This is a genomic window from Pseudalkalibacillus hwajinpoensis (assembly GCF_015234585.1).
Taxonomy (GTDB): Bacteria; Bacillota; Bacilli; order Bacillales; family Guptibacillaceae; genus Guptibacillus; species Guptibacillus hwajinpoensis_B.
In genome coordinates, this window is record NZ_JADFCM010000001.1 from 660,949 (window position 1) to 679,153 (window position 18,205).

Sequence of the window (18,205 nt, forward strand, 5' to 3'; positions counted from 1 at the left end):
AAACAAGTTGATTCTATGTAGCTACTACGATATATAATGACGTAAAGGTAAGAGAGTCTCGTGAGCGAGGACAAGTGTCTTTTGAGGGGGTCAGGTACGTACCTGACCCCCATCAAAAAAAGGAGGTTGAGCGATGGCACGCTGGATATACGGTGTTGGCGGTTTTTTAGTGATTTTGTCATTTTATTTTTTTCTCTTCTATTCTGTAAGGGCTTTCAACATTACGCCTGATCGCCCTTCTGCCTCCTATACAGCACCGGATTACCGTTTCGTTCTTGTAACGGAAGAAATCGATAACGACTACTGGCGACTTGTGGAGAAAGGAGCGCGGGAAGCAGCTACAAAGTACAATGTTTCACTTGAATACACAGGTCCAAAACAAGCGAACCTTGAAGAGCATATCAAAACGATTGAGATGGCAGCGGCATCAAAACCTGATGGCATTATGGCACAGGGATTAAATCAAGACGTATCCGCTACGATTATCAATCGTGTCACAGAGAAAGGAATTCCTTTTCTAACAGTCGACACAGATGCCCCTGATAGTAAGCGTGTGGCATATGTAGGCACAGATAATTATTATGCTGGATTTCTCGCAGGTCAGGCGCTTCTTAAAGATACAATTGACGAAGTAAAGGTTGGGATTATTACGGGAAGGTTTGATTCGGCGAATCAAAAGCTTCGCGTAGAAGGGTTTAAAGATGCTATAAAATATAGCGATCGCGTCGATGTTGTTGCCATCGATGCCTCACAAATTACGCGAATACAAGCAGCGGAGAAAACGTACGAAATGATAAAAGCACATCCTGAAATCAATGCTTTTTATGGGACGAGCGCTCTTGATGCGATTGGTATCGTGCAGGTTCTTGAAAGCATCGGGATGACCGACCAGGTTTATGTGATTGGTTTTGATGTGCTTCCTGAGACGATGCAGCTACTTAAAGATGGAAAGTTAGAAGCAACAGTTGAACAAAAGCCATATGAGATGGGATATAACGCGGTGGAATTAATGATACAAATTATCGAAGGAAAGGATGTTTCAACGTATCATCATACGAAGACAGAAGTATTGAGAAAAAAAGATTTAAAGCAACTAGAAAGAACGACGCCGGGAGGGATTAAACTACCATGAAAATCCAGGGCAAATTTATTCTCTTTTTTACCATGCTCGTCATTTTAATGAATGGTGTCGCTTTCTATTTGTTTCATAGCAGTCAACGGACAATTGATGATTACCATACGAGCTTTGAACGCTTTATCGTGCTGAACGAAATATCACAGCAAACAAATAAAGTGTATGAGGCGATGAATACCTTTCTAACAGAACGGACACAGAAAGAATTAGAAGCATACGCCATGGAGCGAAAGATTCTCTCTGAAGAAAAAGACGAGCTTCTTAACTCGGTAAAAAATGAAGCGAACGATCAAACCGTCACGAATTATGAAAATATGATCGAAAGCTTCCTGCTTGAATGTGATATTACAGTACAAGCTTTTCAGCGACAGGATATTAATCAATATTCAGGTCATTTAAATGAAGCTGCCCAAATCTCAGCATTTATCCAAGAAACAACGTTAACATTAATTAATTCTGAGCTAACGGATTATCGCATGTTTTACAACCAGATGGAGAAAAAGAGTACGTATTTGCAGTGGATGGGCATTTCATTATTCGTTTCGATGATTTTATTTAGTTTGTTGATGGCATTTTGGTTCTCAAGAGGAATCACAAGGCCCATACACGAGCTTGCAGCAGCAGCTAAGAAGCTATCGAAAGGGGACTTTACTGCGAATAGAGTAGTTGTGAGATCTAGAAATGAGCTACAGCTACTAGCGGATACTTTTTATCGCATGCAGGAGAACATCCGAGGATTAATTAAAGAGATAAAACAGAAATCAGAGTTAGATCAGCTGTTGAAAGAAATGGAGCTCAAAAGTCTTCAAAGTCAGATCAACCCACATTTTCTTTTTAATACGCTAAATACGATTTCGAGACGTGCCTATATCGAAGGCGCGGATCAAACGAGTGAGCTCATTGAATCTGTTGCCGCTCTTCTTCGTTACAATCTAGGAAATTTAGCGAAGGATGTCACATTAAAAGAAGAACTGAATATTGTTCGAGAATATTTCTTTATCCAGCAGTCACGATTTGGTGAAAGGGTTACGTTTAACGTAGTGGCAGACGAAGAGATTCTTGATTGCATGATCCCTGTCTTAACGCTTCAGCCGATCGTGGAAAATGCGTTTATACATGGAGTGGAGTCGTATGAAGAAGGGGGAGAAATCGTCATTCGGGTCTATTCTGATCAAAATGATGTTGTTGTGGAGGTGGCAGATAATGGTGTTGGAATTGAAAAAGCAAGACTAACACAGCTTCTCTTCAATGACGGACGATCGGTTTCTGAGAAGAGACAAGGACATTCGACGGGGCTTGGCATGCAAAATGTGAAAAAAAGAATTGAATTATACTATCAGGAAACAGGCACGATGACGGTGGAATCCACAAAAGGTTCAGGTACGACGGTTCGTCTGAATTTACCTTATACGAAGATGAGAGGAGATGAACAGCTTGCTTAGGATTATGGTTGTAGATGACGAACAGTTAGAGCGTGAAGCGGTCGAATTGATGATTAAAAGAGAATATGGAGATCACGTCACCATTCAGAAAGCAAAAAATGGACGAGAAGCTATTGAATTTGCCGAAAAGTTTCAGCCCGAGATTGTCTTTATGGATATTAAAATGCCAGGTATCGATGGGGTAGAAGCAGTGAAAACGATAAAGAGAAATCAACCCGAAATAAAATTTATCATGCTATCCGCGTTCGATACGTTTGACTATGCCCGCGAAGTGATGAAGCAGGGAGTGAAAGAGTATTTACTAAAGCCAGGGAGAAAGCAAGAGATCTTTTCCGCCATTACGCGTATCTCAGCCGAAATTGAAAATGAACGAGTAGAAGCCGAGAAGCAAGATCATGTACAAGCACAGCTGACAAAAGCTGTTCATCTTCTAGAAGGAGAGTGGATGAACGCGATCCTAATGGATCACGTCACAGAGTTTAGTCCTTCAGAGTGGAGTGAGCTGTTAGGCTTTCAGACGACGGTTGGGTATGCGGTTATCTTTAAATTTCCTGAGGGAAGAAAAGCGATCGTCAATGAAATGGTTCAGTGGGTAAAAGAAAAAATGAAATCCAACGTGTCCGGTGAGGCGATGATTGGAATGAGGGATGATAGGAATTTACCCTGCTTTCTTTTTAGTGAAGATCTTCTGGAGAAGGATAAACGATTAAAAGCGAAGTTACAGCCTACGTTAAGACAACTTCTTCATGAATTTTATCAGGATTTCCAAGAGGTCGTATGTATCGGCGTTGGGAGACCTTATCAGGAAGCGGATCAATTTGTTGAATCTTATCGCGAAGCACTTCATGCGGTAAATACACTAGACTTTCAACGAGAGGTCACATATGCCTTTTATCAAGAAAGTAAGACTCCTAACGCACCGCGCCAGAGCGGAACTCAGGAGCAGGAGTCTATCGTGATCAACGCCATTAACAATGGTGATTTCACAAAAGCGATGCAAGAACTTGAAGTGTTTCTTGGTATGATTTCAGGTGAACAGCCTGCTATATTTGTTCAAAAGGTGAACGAGCTCTTTCTTGTTGCAGAACGAATTTTACAAAATAACGGAATTTTCTTAACTTCCTACAAGTACATTCAAGCGGAAAGCGAGAATGAGGCAAGAAATCTAGCCAGAGCAAAGCTTCGGAAATTGAATGAGAGTGTGCAAACATGGCGTTCTCTTCATGGAGGAGATCGTCTTGAACAGGTGAAGCAATATATTCACACACATTTTCATGAGCAGCTAACACTTGAAGAAGCAGCTGATCATGTTGATCTTAGTCCTTATTATGTAAGCAAATTATTTAAAGACAAAAGTGGTATGACGTTTATTGATTATGTTACAGAAGTTAGAATTACAGCAGCGAAACGAGAAATGCTTGATCCTTCAAAGAGCTTGAAAGAAATTTGTTTCAATGTTGGTTATAAGGACCCTAATTATTTTAGTCGAGTGTTTAAACGAAAAGCAGGTTTTTCACCATCTCAGTACCGTGAACAATTTCACGTATGACAAAAAAAGAAACCGACTAGCGGTTTTTTTTTTTGCTATTGGAAAGGTAGATCCTTCAAAATGCCTTTCTTTATATACTTCTGCATGGAGTGAAGTTCTTTCATGACTCTAGCGTTTTCTCTATCACTCTTCCACCAGTTGTCTCCCTGTCCAGATTCTCTGTCATCGGGGCAGAGAGTATAGGAGATCCAGTCCGGCATATAGGTGGTGAGAGTTAATTGACACCTTTTCATGTGATAGGGGGAGCTCACAATCAGAAGTCTATTGATGTGATTAAGCCCAAATGAGCGTTGAAGTACCATAAGTGAAGCAATGACGTTTTCGGTCGTATTAGCTGCTTCGAGTTCGAGAAGAATATCTTCCTCAGGTACCCCAAAGTTAAGTAAATGGTTTTTCATCCAAATAGCTTCTAACTCTTCTTCTTTACCCCACCTTGCTGCAGATCCGGACACCAAAATTTTTGGAGCGCGCTTGTTGTGATATAGCCTGGCTGCTTTTTGAACGCGATGAATCGTTTTAGCACCAAAAACGAGAATGCACTCTCCATCTTTTCCATCATCTACAATGCTATCGAACATGAATGAAGTAATTTGTTGCCTTGAGAGATTGTCCAGATTAACTTCAGAAAACATCATTTCTCTTTCACCTCGTTAGGACATTTCTTAGTAACTCTCTTCTCCTTTTAATCAAGAGATCCTTTCTTTCGTAGTTCTGTACTAGCTTATGAGCATGACCACAAAAAAGTGAAGATAACCACAAAAATATGAAGGCGCTTACATGAGTTGTTATTCATTCAATTTGATAAAGTAAATGTAATAAAAGAAACGGGGGATTGATTGTATGAAGGGAACGTTGAAAAAATTTACGGGATGGATTCTCGTCCTTGTCCTCGCTCTTGTACCACTTTCTGCTTGTTCAAACTCTGGGGAAACGAATAGCAGTAGTGAAGGAAGTGCTAGTAAAGAAGAAACGCTTGATATTTTTAGCTGGTGGACAGGTGCTGGTGAAGAGGATGGATTGAATGCGCTAATTGACTTATTTAAAGAAGAATACCCTGATATTGAAGTAGAAAACGCAGCAGTTGCGGGCGGAGCAGGAACGAACGCGAAAGCCGTGCTTGCAAGTCGCATGCAGGGTGATGATCCACCAGCAACCTTCCAGGTTCATGGTGGTTCTGAATTGAACGATGGATGGGTTGCGGCTGACAAAATGGAAGCGCTTAACGACCTGTATGAATCCGAAGGTTGGGGAGATAAGTTTCCTGAAGATTTAATTGATCTTGTTAGTAAAGATGGAGATATCTATTCGGTTCCTGTGAATATTCATCGTGGAAATGTTCTATGGTATAACACGAGCATCTTTGAAGAGAACGGTGTCGAGCCGCCAGCGACGTTTGATGACTTTTTCGCTGCTGCTGACCAATTACAAGAAGCTGGTGTTACGCCGCTTGCTCTTGGAGACAAAGAGCCCTGGACAGCAACTCATTTGTTTGAGACTGCGCTCTTAGGAACGCTTGGAGCAGATGATTACAAAAAGCTTTTCACTGGAGAAATGTCGTTTAGTGATCCGAAAGTAAAGGAAGCAGCTGAGAACTTTAAGAAGATGCTCAGTTATGTGAATGAAGACCATAGCTCACGAAATTGGCAGGATGCTTCCCAGCTTGTTGCAGATGGAGAAGCCGCGATGAACGTTATGGGAGACTGGGCAAAGGGTTATTTTGTGAACGACCTTAACTTAAAGGTGAAAGAAGACTTTGGTTGGGTGGCAACACCTGGAACGGACGGTATGTTTATGGTGATTACAGATACATTTGGTCTCCCAAAGGGAGTTTCAAATCCTGAAGATGTTAAGAAATTCTTATCTGTTCTTGGTTCTGTTGAAGGACAGGATGCGTTCAACCCATTAAAAGGCTCTATTCCAGCTCGAGTTGATGCCGATCTCTCCAACTATGATGAATATGGGAAAGAAACAATTGAAGACTTTAAAAATGCTAGTCTTGCTCCAAGTCTTGCCCACGGATCGGCTGCACCTGAAGGCTTTGTCACAAAAGTGAACCAGGCGATTAATATCTTTGTCACACAGCAGGATGTGGATCAATTTATTAGTTCGCTAGAAGATGCTTCAGGCGATCTTAAGTAAAAGAAGATGGGGGGAGAGGGATTGCTCTTCTCCCTTTTTCTATCGTAAGGGGGATGAGGATGAAGACTGAAACAATGATAAACCAATCTGTTAAAGCCGTAACAACTCGAAAAAGACGTTCACTTACGAAAGATCACATAATCGCCATTGCTTTCCTTATTCCATCCATCCTATTAGTAGGTGTTTTTGTTTATGGTTTTATCGGATGGACTGGCTATGTCTCTTTGAGTAATTGGAATTCACTTGTACCAGACTTTTCATTTGTTGGATTGAAAAATTACATCTACTTGTTTAGTGATTTTCGTTTTCAAGCTGACTTACGAAATACACTATTTTTTACGATTCTCTTCATTCTAGTCGTGATTGTGGTAGGGCAGTTTCTCGCCATTCTTCTTGATCAAAAAATTCAGCAGGAGTCACTCTTTCGAAATATCTTTTTCTTTCCGATGGCGCTTTCGTTTGTTGTGACGGGTGTAGTTTGGCAATGGCTATTAAACCCTTCGACAGGTGTTAACCTATTTCTTGAAAAGATTGGTCTTGATTCAAAATGGTACACGGATACAACTATTTTCCCTGCAATTGGATGGGGAAAGATTGAATTCGGGATTCCGATAGCGATGATTGCCGTTGTGATTGCTGCAGTATGGCAAATGACGGGCTTCTCTGTTGCCATGTATCTTGCCGGTTTACGTGGGGTGCCTGAAGAAGTGCGAGAAGCAGCGAGAATGGATGGAGCGAATGAATTCCAAGTATATTGGAAAATCATAATGCCGATCCTTCGCCCGATTACGATTAGTGTCATTATTATTATGGCTCATATTTCACTTAAAATTTTCGATTTGATTTACGCGATGACAGGTCCTGGCGCGAACTTTGTAACCGATGTTCCAGGTGTATATATGTACGAAACGACGTTCCGTGGTAATTACTACGCAAACGGAGCAGCCATTGCTGTGGTCATGCTTCTCGCTGTTGCTATCTTTATCGTTCCATATCTGTGGTCGAGTCGAAAGGGGGAAGCTTGATGGCGATTAGAACGATCACCCGTCCGCTTCTTTATGCTCTCCTTATTGCTTTATCATGCTTTTATTTAATGCCAGTTTACGTCATGATCATAACGAGCCTGAAGCCACTTGAAGAAGTGACCTTAAGTCAAATGTGGCAGTTACCTTCAACTTTTGATTTTAGTAGTTATTCAGTAGCGTTTACGAAGCTTGCTCCAAACTTATTAAATAGTTTCTATCTTGTTATCCCAGCAACATTGCTATCAGCGTTATTAGGATCACTTAACGGTTACGTACTTTCAAAGTGGAAGTTTAAAGGCGCAAATACGCTATTTACGGTTATTTTGTTCGGAATGTTTATACCCTATCAAAGTATCCTTATCCCGCTCATTCAGTTTCTTAGAGAAATCGGATTATATAATTCTATTGCAGGGCTTATCTTTGTTCACGTTGTGTATGGGATTCCGATTACGACACTTATGTTTCGCAATTTCTATGCTAGCATTCCTGATTCGATGATTGAATCTGCCAAAATAGATGGGGCAGGGTTTATCGGAATTTACCGTTTCATCATGATGCCTTTATCAATTACAGGGTTTGTTGTTGTCGCAATCTGGCAGTTTACGAACATCTGGAACGAATTTTTATTTGCTGTCACGATCACAACATCTGATCAACAACCTGTTATGGTTGCTCTTCAGAATTTATCCGGCAGTCAAATCGTTCAATGGAATGTACAAATGGCAGGTGCACTCCTTGCTGCACTGCCAACTCTACTCGTTTATATTTTCTTAGGTAAGTTTTTTGTAAAAGGATTACTTGCGGGATCAGTAAAAGGGTGAAATCTACTTTTGATAAGAGCAGCTCATGCTGTTCTTTTTTTTACTCATTTACGTTCTGTGATGACCTTTCACATGGATGATTCAAAAATCGAGAAAACAACATCATGAGATAACATTGCTATTTTTATTTGAATGAGTGTCTTAATATAGAGGGATTCCCTACTTTATCTTGAAATTTGTTAGAATAGTGAGAAAAATGGTAAAATTAATAAGTGATCTTATAATAGTGGAGGGGGAGTGCTGATGTTTCATTCGTATAAAGTAGATGGTTACTTTGATGAAATGCTTGAAGAAGGCAAGAAACCAAGGGGACATTGCAAACCGTTCCATGAGAAATTAAACGAGGTAGCTCCTGAAGAATTACAGTCGAGGTATGAACTAGCGCAAAGCGATTTTCTTCGCCAGGGAATTACGTTTACCGTTTATAGTGACAATGAGGGTACAGAACGGACAATGCCATTTGATTTTGTTCCCAAAATAATTCCACCTGACGAATGGCAACATCTTGAGCGAGGACTCATGCAGCGATTTGATGCGCTCAATGCTTTTCTTGATGACGTCTATCACGAACAAAACATTCTTAAAGACGGCATTATTCCACGGGATCTGGTCGTCAATTGCCAGCATTTTTTCGAACAAGTGGCAGGGATTGATCTTCCGAGAAGGCAGCATATTTTTATGGCAGGAATTGATTTAATTCGGGATGATAATGGGGAGTATCGCGTTCTAGAAGATAATCTTCGTAATCCCTCTGGCCTCTCTTATGTTTTTCAAAACCGTTATGTAATGAGAAAAGTTTACCCTGAATTTTTCAATCAATATTCTGTTCAATCTCTTGAACAGCAATTTTCATATCTACACTCAGCAATGGCCTCGCTTGCTCCTGATGATAGCACATCACCGACGATTGTATTATTAACACCTGGTGTTCATAATTCAGCATACTACGACCACTCCTTTATTGCTCAGCGAACAGGAATTGAACTCGTAGAAGGCAGAGACCTTGTTGTAAGGGAGCGACAGGTGTTTATGAAAACTGCTCGTGGATTGAAGAAGGTAGATGTGATCTATCGTAGAATAGACGACGAGTTTCTTGACCCACTGGAATTTCGTGAAGATTCGCTTCTTGGGGTTCCAGGGCTCATTGATGTGTATCGAGCGGGAAATGTTTCGATTCTAAATGGTATTGGTAATGGAGTTGCCGATGATAAAGCGATCTATCATTTTGTTCCTGATATGATTCGCTATTATTTAAAGGAAGAACCACTAGTGAAAAACGTCGATACATATCTTCTGAGATATGACGATCAGTTGGAATATGTTCTTGATCATTTGTCAGAGTTAGTCGTCAAACACACGAACGCTTCAGGCGGCTATAACATGCTTATCGGTCCTCATGCTACGGAAGAGGAGATTGAAGCCTATCGAGCGCAAATTTTAAAGAATCCATCTGAATTTATTGCTCAACCGACAATTAAATTATCTCGCCTACCAGCATTTAAAGAAGACCGCTTTGCTGCATGTCACGTTGATCTTCGCGTGTTTATATTTGGTGGAGAGAAGACTCACGTATTTCCTGGTGGTTTAACACGTGTCGCTCTCAAGGAAGGTTCTCTTGTTGTCAATTCTTCACAGGGCGGCGGAGCGAAAGATACGTGGGTACTAGAAGAGAATCCAATTGTAACGGGGGGAGAGTGACAACCATGCTAAGCAGAGTAGCTGATTCGCTTTACTGGTTAACCCGAAATGTCGAACGAGCAGAGAATAACGCGCGATTGATCGCGGTTAAGTTAACGAGTCGTCTTGAGAATGCTAATCCAATCGAAGAGACGAATCAGAACTGGTATGAACTGATTGAAATAAGCGGGTTTCAAGAGGTTTTTGATGAAGAACATGATCGACCGATGGATCGAAATGTGATGGAGTTCCTACTGTTTTCATCAAAGAATCCTAATTCAGTACTCAATACAATAACTATTGCTAGGGAAAATGCACGTGCAGTTCGAGAAATTATCCCCAATGAACTATGGGAAAGTATTAATTCTTTTTATTTAAAATTAAAGCAACAAAGCCACACGCCATGGACGATGGAAGAAGTTAGCGATATTTGTGAATTTGTAAAGAAGGAATCTCTTTTATTTCAGGGGATTGTTGAAGCAACAATGCCACGAGGAGATGCTTACCTTTTCATGGAAATGGGTAAACACCTGGAAAGAGCTGAGAAGGCAGCTCGCATATTGGATGTTTATTATCACAAAAATTTAGAGAGCTACCAGAACACAGAAATTGTGGAGTATCATCACTGGTGGTCAGTTCTTCAGTCTGTGAGTGGACATGAAGCTTACATTAAAACGTATCGACCGTTGATTAAAAGTCGCAATGTCGCTGAGTTTTTCATTTTAAATGCTGAGTTTCCAAGATCAATGATGTACTGTATTCAAAAAGTGCGAAATGCATTTGTCGCGCTTGAAGATGGTCATGTCGAACATTATTCAGAATCACTTGCACAAGAGCTCGAGCACCTTGCCAATGATCTTTATGATTTCTCAATCGAAGAAATTTTGAATCAAGGAGCTCATGCGTTTCTTCAGAGTTTTCAACACAGATGTATGACGATCGGCATGCACATTACGAAAACCTATTACCTGGGGGAAGTTGTGATACCATGAAATACGAAGTTACCCAAACGAACACTTATCACTATGAGCTGCCAGTAAGGCAGAGTATTAATCAGTTCAGATTGCGACCGCTTCATGATGTGCAACAAACGCTTCATGACTATCGCGTTCGCATCCAACCTGAAAGCAAGACTTACGGGCATACGGACTATTGGGGCAACTATGTTGAAACGTTCTATCTATGGGGCGAACATCAGGACCTTGAAATTGAAACCATTTCAACGATTGAAATTCATCCACTCGCGCTGGATGTTACTTTACCACTTACGGATAATCAGCTAGCTGAACTTCATTCAGAATCTTTTAAGCAAGCTCATGCCGAATATATGATCGAAACGGATTATACGACAATCTCCAAGCATGTGATGGAAGAAGAAACACGAGAGCTCTGGGCAAATGCTAGAGATGAACTTGACTTTGCAGTGAAGCTTAATGAACATATTTATAACACGATGGAGTACGTTGCAGGAGCCACAAATGTTGAAACGACCGCTGAAAAAATTCTCACTCATCGTACTGGCGTTTGTCAGGATTATACTCATCTAATGCTTGCACTCTGTAGGCATCGAGGGATTCCGGCTCGCTATGTTAGTGGATATATTTATAGCGGGGAGAATTCCGCTTACCGTGGGGACGCAGCAACTCATGCGTGGCTTGAAGTAAAAGTGCCGGGCCTAGCCTGGATCGGCCTTGATCCAACGAATAATGCCGTAGCTCGCGAACAGCACATTCGGATTGCAGTAGGCCGAGACTATCGTGATATTTCTCCTCTAAAAGGGGTATATATCGGTGGAGCCCACACGCTTAACGTTAGTGTAGGTGTAAAGAATTTAGAAGAACGGGTCAGCGGGTAAGAAGCTGCCCGTTTTTTAAATTTGACATCCTTCCATCACTAAAACCGCTTGAAAGCATGGAAATAGTAGTAGCATTCATGTAAGGTTTTGTTTGTTAATCATATTTTTCTTAAGCGATAATCTTACCGCTAATTAAACAGAAAAGAGGCGAAAATGGTTGATTATTTCACCTCCGCTAGCTCAATCAATCGTAGAAGAAACGGAAAGTATCATTAGTCGCAATATTAATTTTATGGATAGTGAAGGAAAAATTATTGCTAGTACTGATCCAAATCGTATCGGTCACTTCCATGAAGGAGCCTATAATGTTCTGCAACGGCAACAAAGTTTAGTGATCGAAGAGGATGATGAGTTAGAAGGAACGAGAAAAGGCATAAACCTCCCCGTTTTTTTGCATGACCAGATTATTGGTGTGATCGGTATTACCGGAGCCCCTGAAGAAATCAAACAGATGGGCGAGGTAATCCAAAAAATGACTGAAATTCTTGTGAAGGAAGCTTACTTTGATGAACAGCTCGAACTAGAAGATCGAGCGAAAGAAGCGTTTATTGATGAATGGATCGATGGAAAGTGGGAAAATGATAAATTATTTGCCTCAAGAGGATGGATTCTTGGCATCAATGTCCATATCCCGAGAGTCGCTGTCATTCTTGATATGATCGGGATGAATGATCTTATTTATAATAAATTATCAAGCTATCAAGCTGATGTTAAAGGAGAACTTGAAATTCAGCGTTTTCGTCGAGATATTCTTCAAGAGATTCAATCGAGGTTTCCACCCAATAGTCAGCATGTGATCATACCAACAGGAAGTACACGTTATATTCTTTTATTATCCGTTAATGATCAAGTGGCCGAGGTGAATCGTAAAGGAAAGATTCAATTTCGACTGGAACAAATCCAGCAAGCTATCGAATCTTCTTACCCCTTCACAATGGCTGCGGGTATTGGAAGGATGTATACAACGCCAAGAGAAATATCAAGGTCTGTACAAGAAGCAGAGAAAGCCTTGCTTCATTCCAGAAAGCAGAGTAATTTGTTTTTCTATGATCAACTTGGCATTGAATCTTTTGTGTATGATCTCGCCCCAGAAGTGAGATTAGATTTTGTTGAGAGGGTTCTCCCTTTAGAACAATTAGAGAAAAAAGATCAAATGATTGAAACGCTTGAAGCTTTCTATAAAGCAAATGGCTCCATTCAAAAAGCATCGAGTGATTTATATATCCATAAGAACACTCTTCAGTACCGCTTAAAGAAAATTAGTGAATTTACTGGATATGACCCTAGAAATTATGAGGATGCTGTTCTTCTGCAAGTAGCTCTTGCTTTTTATAAATCAAACCCTACGTAAAAGACACTTTAAAAAAGTGTCTTTTATTATATGTACTAAAAATATTTATGTAATACACGTTTTTTTAGTTCTCTGTAACATAGATTGCTTTCGGGAGATTTAATAAACTAATAGTAGAACATATTTCGGGAGGCATAACAGATGAGAACATCAATTCAGGAGAGCATATACAACAAGTTAGAGCGACTGTACGGAGAACAAAGAGCGCTTTCTGTGACATCTGAAGTAATGGAACTAATTAATTCATATAAGCGAAAGCAAATAGAGCCTGATAAAAAATGGGTAGATGAAAAAGATATTATGATGATCACTTATGGTGATTCTATTAAAGAAGAGGGGGAAGTTCCTCTTAGAACGCTGCGAGAATTTTTATCTGATCACCTTACGAATGAAATCAATTCGGTGCATATTCTTCCTTTCTATCCTTATACGAGTGATGACGGATTTTCAGTGATGGATTATAAATCAATAAATGAAGAGCTTGGTAATTGGGATGATATTCAAGCGCTTTCTAATCAAACGGATCTAATGTTTGACGCTGTTATAAATCATATTTCAAGTGAAAGTAATTGGTTTAAAGAATATTTAAAAGGAAACGAGGCTTATCAGGATTACTTTATTGAAGCTGATCCTGAAGCGGATTATAGCAAGGTGACCCGTCCTCGCGCGCTCCCTCTTTTAACTAAAGTTGAAACGAACAATGGAGAGAAGCACATTTGGACGACGTTTAGTGAAGATCAAATTGATTTAAATTACGGAAGTGATCGTGTCCTCCTTGAAGTCCTTGATATTCTTCTCACTTATGTTGAGAGAGGAGCACGCTTTTTAAGATTAGATGCGATTGGCTTCATGTGGAAAAAACTAGGTACGACATCGATTCACCTAGAGGAAACTCATTTGCTAGTGCAGGTTATGAGAGAAGTACTTGAAGAAGCAGCACCGGGAACGATCGTAATTACAGAAACTAACGTTCCCCATAAAGATAACATTAGTTATTTTGGGGACGGTTCAAACGAAGCCCATCTTGTTTATCAATTCCCATTACCTCCATTGACGCTCCATTCCTTTCAAACTGGCGATGCATCGGAGTTAACGAAATGGGCCAAATCCCTTGAAGCTACTACGGAAACAACTACTTATTTTAACTTTCTAGCTTCTCATGATGGAATAGGTGTTCGACCTGTAGAAGGTATCCTATCAGCATCTGAAGTGCAGAGAATGGCGGATAAAGTTCAAGAAAATGGTGGTTACGTCTCTTATAAAAATAATGGTGATGGAACAAAGAGTCCATATGAATTGAACATTAATTATTTAGATGCGATTTCAAATAATGGAGAATCGAATGAGAAAAAGGCAAAGCGGTTTATTGCAGCTCAATCAGTATTGCTTTCATTGATGGGCGTACCTGGCATCTACGTTCATAGTTTACTAGGCTCTCAAAATGATCAAAGTGGCGTCGATGAAACAGGACGATACCGCTCGATTAATCGAGAGAAGCTTTCACGATCAACGCTTGAAGATGAACTTCAAAAGGAAGGAAGCTTACGGAATCTAGTTTTCAATGATCTTAAGAAGCTTATCAGAACGCGTAAATCAAATAAAGCTTTTCATCCCAATGCTTCTCAACAAGTGTTGGAAATGGATCAACGCATTTTCTCTGTTGTTCGTACGAATGAACAGACGGGAGATAGAGTTGTAGCGATTACTAATGTTTCAGATGACACTATTACGCTCAAACGAGAAATACTTGATCCTTATTTTGATAGTACTGCCTTCGATCTCATTTCAAAGTGTAAAATCTCTTCAGATATGACGTTATCTCCTTATGAAGTTCTTTGGGTGTGTACAACATCGGAGGTGAGTGAATGAGAATCGTAATAGCTCCTGATTCTTTTAAAGGATCTATGAGTAGTCTTAATGCCGCCCACGCCATAAAGCGTGGGATAAAGGAAGTTATTCCTGATGCAGAAACGATTCTCATACCAATGGCAGATGGTGGAGAAGGAACAGTAGATGCGTTAGCTACTATTCTCAATGGGCAAGAGATCGTCGTTGAAGGCATCAGCGACCCTCTTGGCCGGCCGATCAGGGCGACATATAGTTGGGTAGAATCAACATCTACTGCGATTATTGAAACAGCATCAGCTTCAGGACTCCCTCTTCTTAAAGAAAGTGAACTCGATCCGCATCAAGCCTCCACTTATGGGACAGGACAGTTAATTAAGCATGCTCTTAATAAGAAGGCACGAAAAATCATACTCGGTTTAGGTGGTAGCGCAACTGTTGACGCAGGAACTGGTTGTTTTGAAGCGCTTGGGGTTAAGTTTCTCGATCAGAAAGGTGAAAGAATAAAGGCAAATGGCGCATCTCTTGCTCATATTTCTTCTATCGACCTTACAGCATTAGATTCTCGTCTGAAAGACGTAGAAGTTGTAGTGGCGTCTGATGTAACGAATCCTTTACTTGGGAAGGAAGGCGCTATTTCTGTGTTCGGTCCACAAAAGGGTGTTAACGATATTAATAGATTTGAAGCTGGAATGAAAAACTATGCGAATAGAGTGAGTGAAAAAATTGGCATGAATCTGGAGAACAGCGATGGAAGCGGAGCAGCTGGCGGGTTTGGTTTTAGCCTACTAGCCTACTTAGATCCAATTTTTATGAGCGGCTTCTCTTTACTTGCTGAGCATAGCTGTTTAAAAGAACAAATGAAGTCGAGTCACTTAGTGATTACGGGAGAAGGAAAGCTAGATGCCCAAACGTTATATGGTAAAGTACCTTCGGGTATTTCTCGGCTAGCTAAATCTGTTAATATTCCTGCGATCGCTTTCGCTGGTACTTCTACGATTCTAGAAGATAGGGAGATGGGCATTATGACCGTTCTACCTATTATTGATGAGCCAATGGAATTGAAAGAAGCCATGACTCGAGGACCAGAGTTATTGTACCGTGCAAGCAAGCGCTTTATGACGCTTTATCAATGGATTAATGAGGGGAAGGGAGAATAGAAGATGAGCCAATTCACAATGCTAGATTACGTGGTTCTTGTTGTTTATATTCTTGGGATTGCTTGGTTTGGAGCGCGTTTCGGAAAGAATCAAAACACGACAAAGGATTATTTTCTTGGCGGAAGAAGCATTCCATGGTGGGCAATCGGGCTTTCAGTTATGGCAACACAAGCGAGTGCGATCACATTTATAGGTGCACCTGGTTGGGGATATGAAGGTGGACTAGAGCGCATTAACACGTTTATTAATGTGCCGCTTGCAATGGCTTTTCTTATCGCTACAATTGTCCCTTTTTTCTATCGAGCAGAAGTTTATACGGCTTATGAGTATTTAGAGAGACGCTTCGGAGCGGGAACACGGACATTATCCGCCGCCCTCTTCTTAGTGGCTCGAGGACTTGCGACAGGTGTTGTTCTTTATGCCCCAGCATTAGTACTATCCGTCGTAACAGGATGGGATATTAAGATAACGATTATTTTAATGGCTGTGATAGCGGTATCATATACGGTACTTGGTGGGATCAGTGCTGTTATCTGGACTGACGTGATTCAAATGTTCGTATTATGGTTAGGTGCCGCTATTAGTATCGTTGTTATTTTAGTGAAAGTTCCGGGCGGAATGAGTAGTATTCTTGCCAGCGCTTCAGACGCAGGTATGCTCCAATCGCTCAATTTCTCCTTTGACCTTTCTATTGAATATAGCGTTTGGGCCGGTGTGATTGGCGGGTTCTTCCTTCATGCTGCTTACTTTGGAACAGACCAAAGTCAAATCCAGCGTGTTTTAACAAGTAAGTCAATACGCGAAAGTAAACTTTCACTCGTTCTAAGCGGAGTTCTTTTAATCCCGCAAATGCTGCTTTTCCTTTTTATCGGTATTCTTTTGTTTGCATTCTACCGAACATTTGGTGACCCGAATGTTGATAACTTAAATGAACTATTTCCACTATTCGTTGTGAACCAATTACCAGCAGGAATTTCGGGTCTTATTATTGCAGGGGTGTTTGCAGCCGCTATGTCTAGCCTGGACTCTGCTCTTAACTCATTGTCAGCCGTGTCGATTCGAGATTTCTATGGTCAATTCGTGAAAAAGAATGCAACAGATCAGCATTATTTAAAAGCATCGCGATGGGCTACAATTTTTTGGGGAATTTACGCAACAATCTTCGCTTTCTTTGCAGCTAATCTTGGTCCGGTTATTGAAGCTGTAAATAAGATAGGCTCCTATTTCTATGGTGCACTTTTGGGTGTGTTTATCCTCGCCATTTTCACAAAGCGAACAAACGGTGTAGGTGCAGTGACTGGTATTATAGCGGGAATGCTTTCTGTTTGGGGCGTTACCCAGTTTGCTGAAGTATCATGGTTATACAATAATTTCGTAGGAGCGATTGTTTCAGTAGGGGTTGGATATGTTGTTAGCTTTATTGGAGCAAAACCTAAAGCTGAGAAACTAGCAGGGCTTACGCTGTTTGATCTAGATGACGATATACAAGAAGTGTTAAAAGCACGTTCTGAAGCAGCGTCGTCTCTAAGTGATGAAGAGATTGAAGAAGAACGCCGTACGTCAAAATGGCCGATTTATTTAGTCGGGTATTTCGTTGTTGTTATGATTGTGCTCTATCTCATAGGGCTGATCTAAAGGAGGTTATAGAAGATGACCTATTATATTGAACCAACAATTGATCGGGAGAAAGCTTTGAAAGCAATGAAACAATATACCTCTAGTCTGCTGCTGCGCATCGTTGAAAATAAAAAAAGGATTGAATCGAGTGAACTCGTTTATCTCCCTTTTTGGATGTATGAGTATCACCTGAAAACAACCTCATTGAAAGAAGGAATTAACGGAAGAATTGCGATCGAGTCAATCTCTGAACAAGCAGCTATTCTTCCAGTGGACTACCCTCTTAAAAAAGGGGAGGTCCCTGGGGAAATGTTTGCCCATTGTTCTCCAGATCCAGATAAAGCAAAACATGCGTTATATTGGGAAGCGTTTGGAAAAGAAAAAAAGAAAAAACAGATCAACATTTCTTTAGAGGAACCATCCAAACTGTATTTGCCTTATTGGGTAGGCTATATCAAAGGAAATAGAAGAGAAGTCTATATGGTTGATGGCGTAACTGGGAAAGTTGATTTACCAATGAAAGACTCTTTCCTCCATCATTTAAAAAATCAATTGAAGCACAGCTCGATATGAGCTGTGCTTTTTGATT

General features: G+C 40.6%; 15 protein-coding genes. 14 read left to right on the forward strand and 1 reads right to left on the reverse strand.

What is annotated here, in order from left to right; all coding sequences use genetic code 11:
* Nucleotides 1–133 precede the first annotated feature (133 nt).
* The 3 genes from IQ283_RS03125 to IQ283_RS03135 are packed head-to-tail and all read left to right on the forward strand — an operon-like array spanning nt 134 to nt 4,126.
* The gene (locus IQ283_RS03125) at nt 134–1,132 is read left to right on the forward strand and encodes a sugar-binding protein (protein ID WP_194218692.1); all 999 of its coding nucleotides are present in this window, start codon (nt 134–136) and stop codon (nt 1,130–1,132) included.
* Nucleotides 1,129–2,577, forward strand: coding sequence for a sensor histidine kinase (locus IQ283_RS03130; RefSeq protein WP_194218693.1), 1,449 nt, complete (start codon nt 1,129–1,131; stop codon nt 2,575–2,577). Before IQ283_RS03125 ends, IQ283_RS03130 begins: the two co-directional genes overlap by 4 nt.
* Entirely contained in the window at nt 2,570–4,126 is a 1,557-nt protein-coding gene (locus IQ283_RS03135; protein WP_194218694.1) for a response regulator, read from the forward strand. Before IQ283_RS03130 ends, IQ283_RS03135 begins: the two co-directional genes overlap by 8 nt.
* Nucleotides 4,127–4,161: 35 nt before the next feature.
* Here IQ283_RS03135 and IQ283_RS03140 read toward each other — a convergent pair whose 3' ends face one another.
* On the reverse strand, nt 4,162–4,761 hold the full coding sequence (locus IQ283_RS03140) for a YdcF family protein (RefSeq protein ID WP_194218695.1): 600 nt from the start codon (nt 4,759–4,761) through the stop codon (nt 4,162–4,164).
* Between the two features lie 205 nt (nt 4,762–4,966).
* Here IQ283_RS03140 and IQ283_RS03145 point away from each other — a divergent pair, with 205 nt between their 5' ends.
* The 11 genes from IQ283_RS03145 to IQ283_RS03195 all read left to right on the forward strand — a co-directional run bounded on the left by IQ283_RS03145 (nt 4,967) and on the right by IQ283_RS03195 (nt 18,189).
* Nucleotides 4,967–6,265, forward strand: coding sequence for an ABC transporter substrate-binding protein (locus tag IQ283_RS03145; protein WP_194218696.1), 1,299 nt, complete (start codon nt 4,967–4,969; stop codon nt 6,263–6,265).
* A 59-nt stretch (nt 6,266–6,324) separates the two neighbouring features.
* Complete coding sequence (locus IQ283_RS03150) at nt 6,325–7,290, forward strand: carbohydrate ABC transporter permease (protein WP_194218697.1); 966 nt, start codon at nt 6,325–6,327, stop codon at nt 7,288–7,290.
* Nucleotides 7,290–8,111: a carbohydrate ABC transporter permease gene (locus IQ283_RS03155; protein ID WP_194218698.1), complete on the forward strand. Its 822-nt coding sequence runs from the start codon at nt 7,290–7,292 to the stop codon at nt 8,109–8,111. Before IQ283_RS03150 ends, IQ283_RS03155 begins: the two co-directional genes overlap by 1 nt.
* Before the next feature lie 243 nt (nt 8,112–8,354).
* Nucleotides 8,355–9,809: a circularly permuted type 2 ATP-grasp protein gene (locus IQ283_RS03160; protein WP_194218699.1), complete on the forward strand. Its 1,455-nt coding sequence runs from the start codon at nt 8,355–8,357 to the stop codon at nt 9,807–9,809.
* Between the two features lie 5 nt (nt 9,810–9,814).
* Nucleotides 9,815–10,780, forward strand: a complete 966-nt coding sequence (locus IQ283_RS03165; RefSeq protein WP_194218700.1) for an alpha-E domain-containing protein — start codon at nt 9,815–9,817, stop codon at nt 10,778–10,780.
* Nucleotides 10,777–11,643 (forward strand): transglutaminase family protein, encoded by an 867-nt coding sequence (locus IQ283_RS03170; protein WP_194218701.1) that lies wholly within the window; start codon nt 10,777–10,779, stop codon nt 11,641–11,643. The genes IQ283_RS03165 and IQ283_RS03170 overlap by 4 nt, the downstream gene beginning before the upstream one ends.
* Nucleotides 11,644–11,800: 157 nt before the next feature.
* On the forward strand, nt 11,801–12,994 hold the full coding sequence (locus IQ283_RS03175) for a CdaR family transcriptional regulator (protein ID WP_194218702.1): 1,194 nt from the start codon (nt 11,801–11,803) through the stop codon (nt 12,992–12,994).
* Nucleotides 12,995–13,135: 141 nt separating this feature from the next.
* Nucleotides 13,136–14,863 (forward strand): sugar phosphorylase, encoded by a 1,728-nt coding sequence (locus tag IQ283_RS03180; RefSeq protein WP_194218703.1) that lies wholly within the window; start codon nt 13,136–13,138, stop codon nt 14,861–14,863.
* Nucleotides 14,860–15,999 carry a glycerate kinase gene (locus IQ283_RS03185; RefSeq protein WP_194218704.1) on the forward strand — a complete coding sequence of 380 codons (1,140 nt, stop codon included), beginning with the start codon at nt 14,860–14,862 and terminating at the stop codon, nt 15,997–15,999. Before IQ283_RS03180 ends, IQ283_RS03185 begins: the two co-directional genes overlap by 4 nt.
* 3 nt (nt 16,000–16,002) lie before the next feature.
* Complete coding sequence (locus IQ283_RS03190; RefSeq protein ID WP_194218705.1) at nt 16,003–17,634, forward strand: sodium:solute symporter; 1,632 nt, start codon at nt 16,003–16,005, stop codon at nt 17,632–17,634.
* Nucleotides 17,635–17,649: 15 nt separating this feature from the next.
* A complete protein-coding gene (locus IQ283_RS03195; protein ID WP_194218706.1) occupies nt 17,650–18,189 on the forward strand; it encodes a hypothetical protein in 540 nt (179 codons plus the stop codon).
* Nucleotides 18,190–18,205 lie beyond the last annotated feature (16 nt).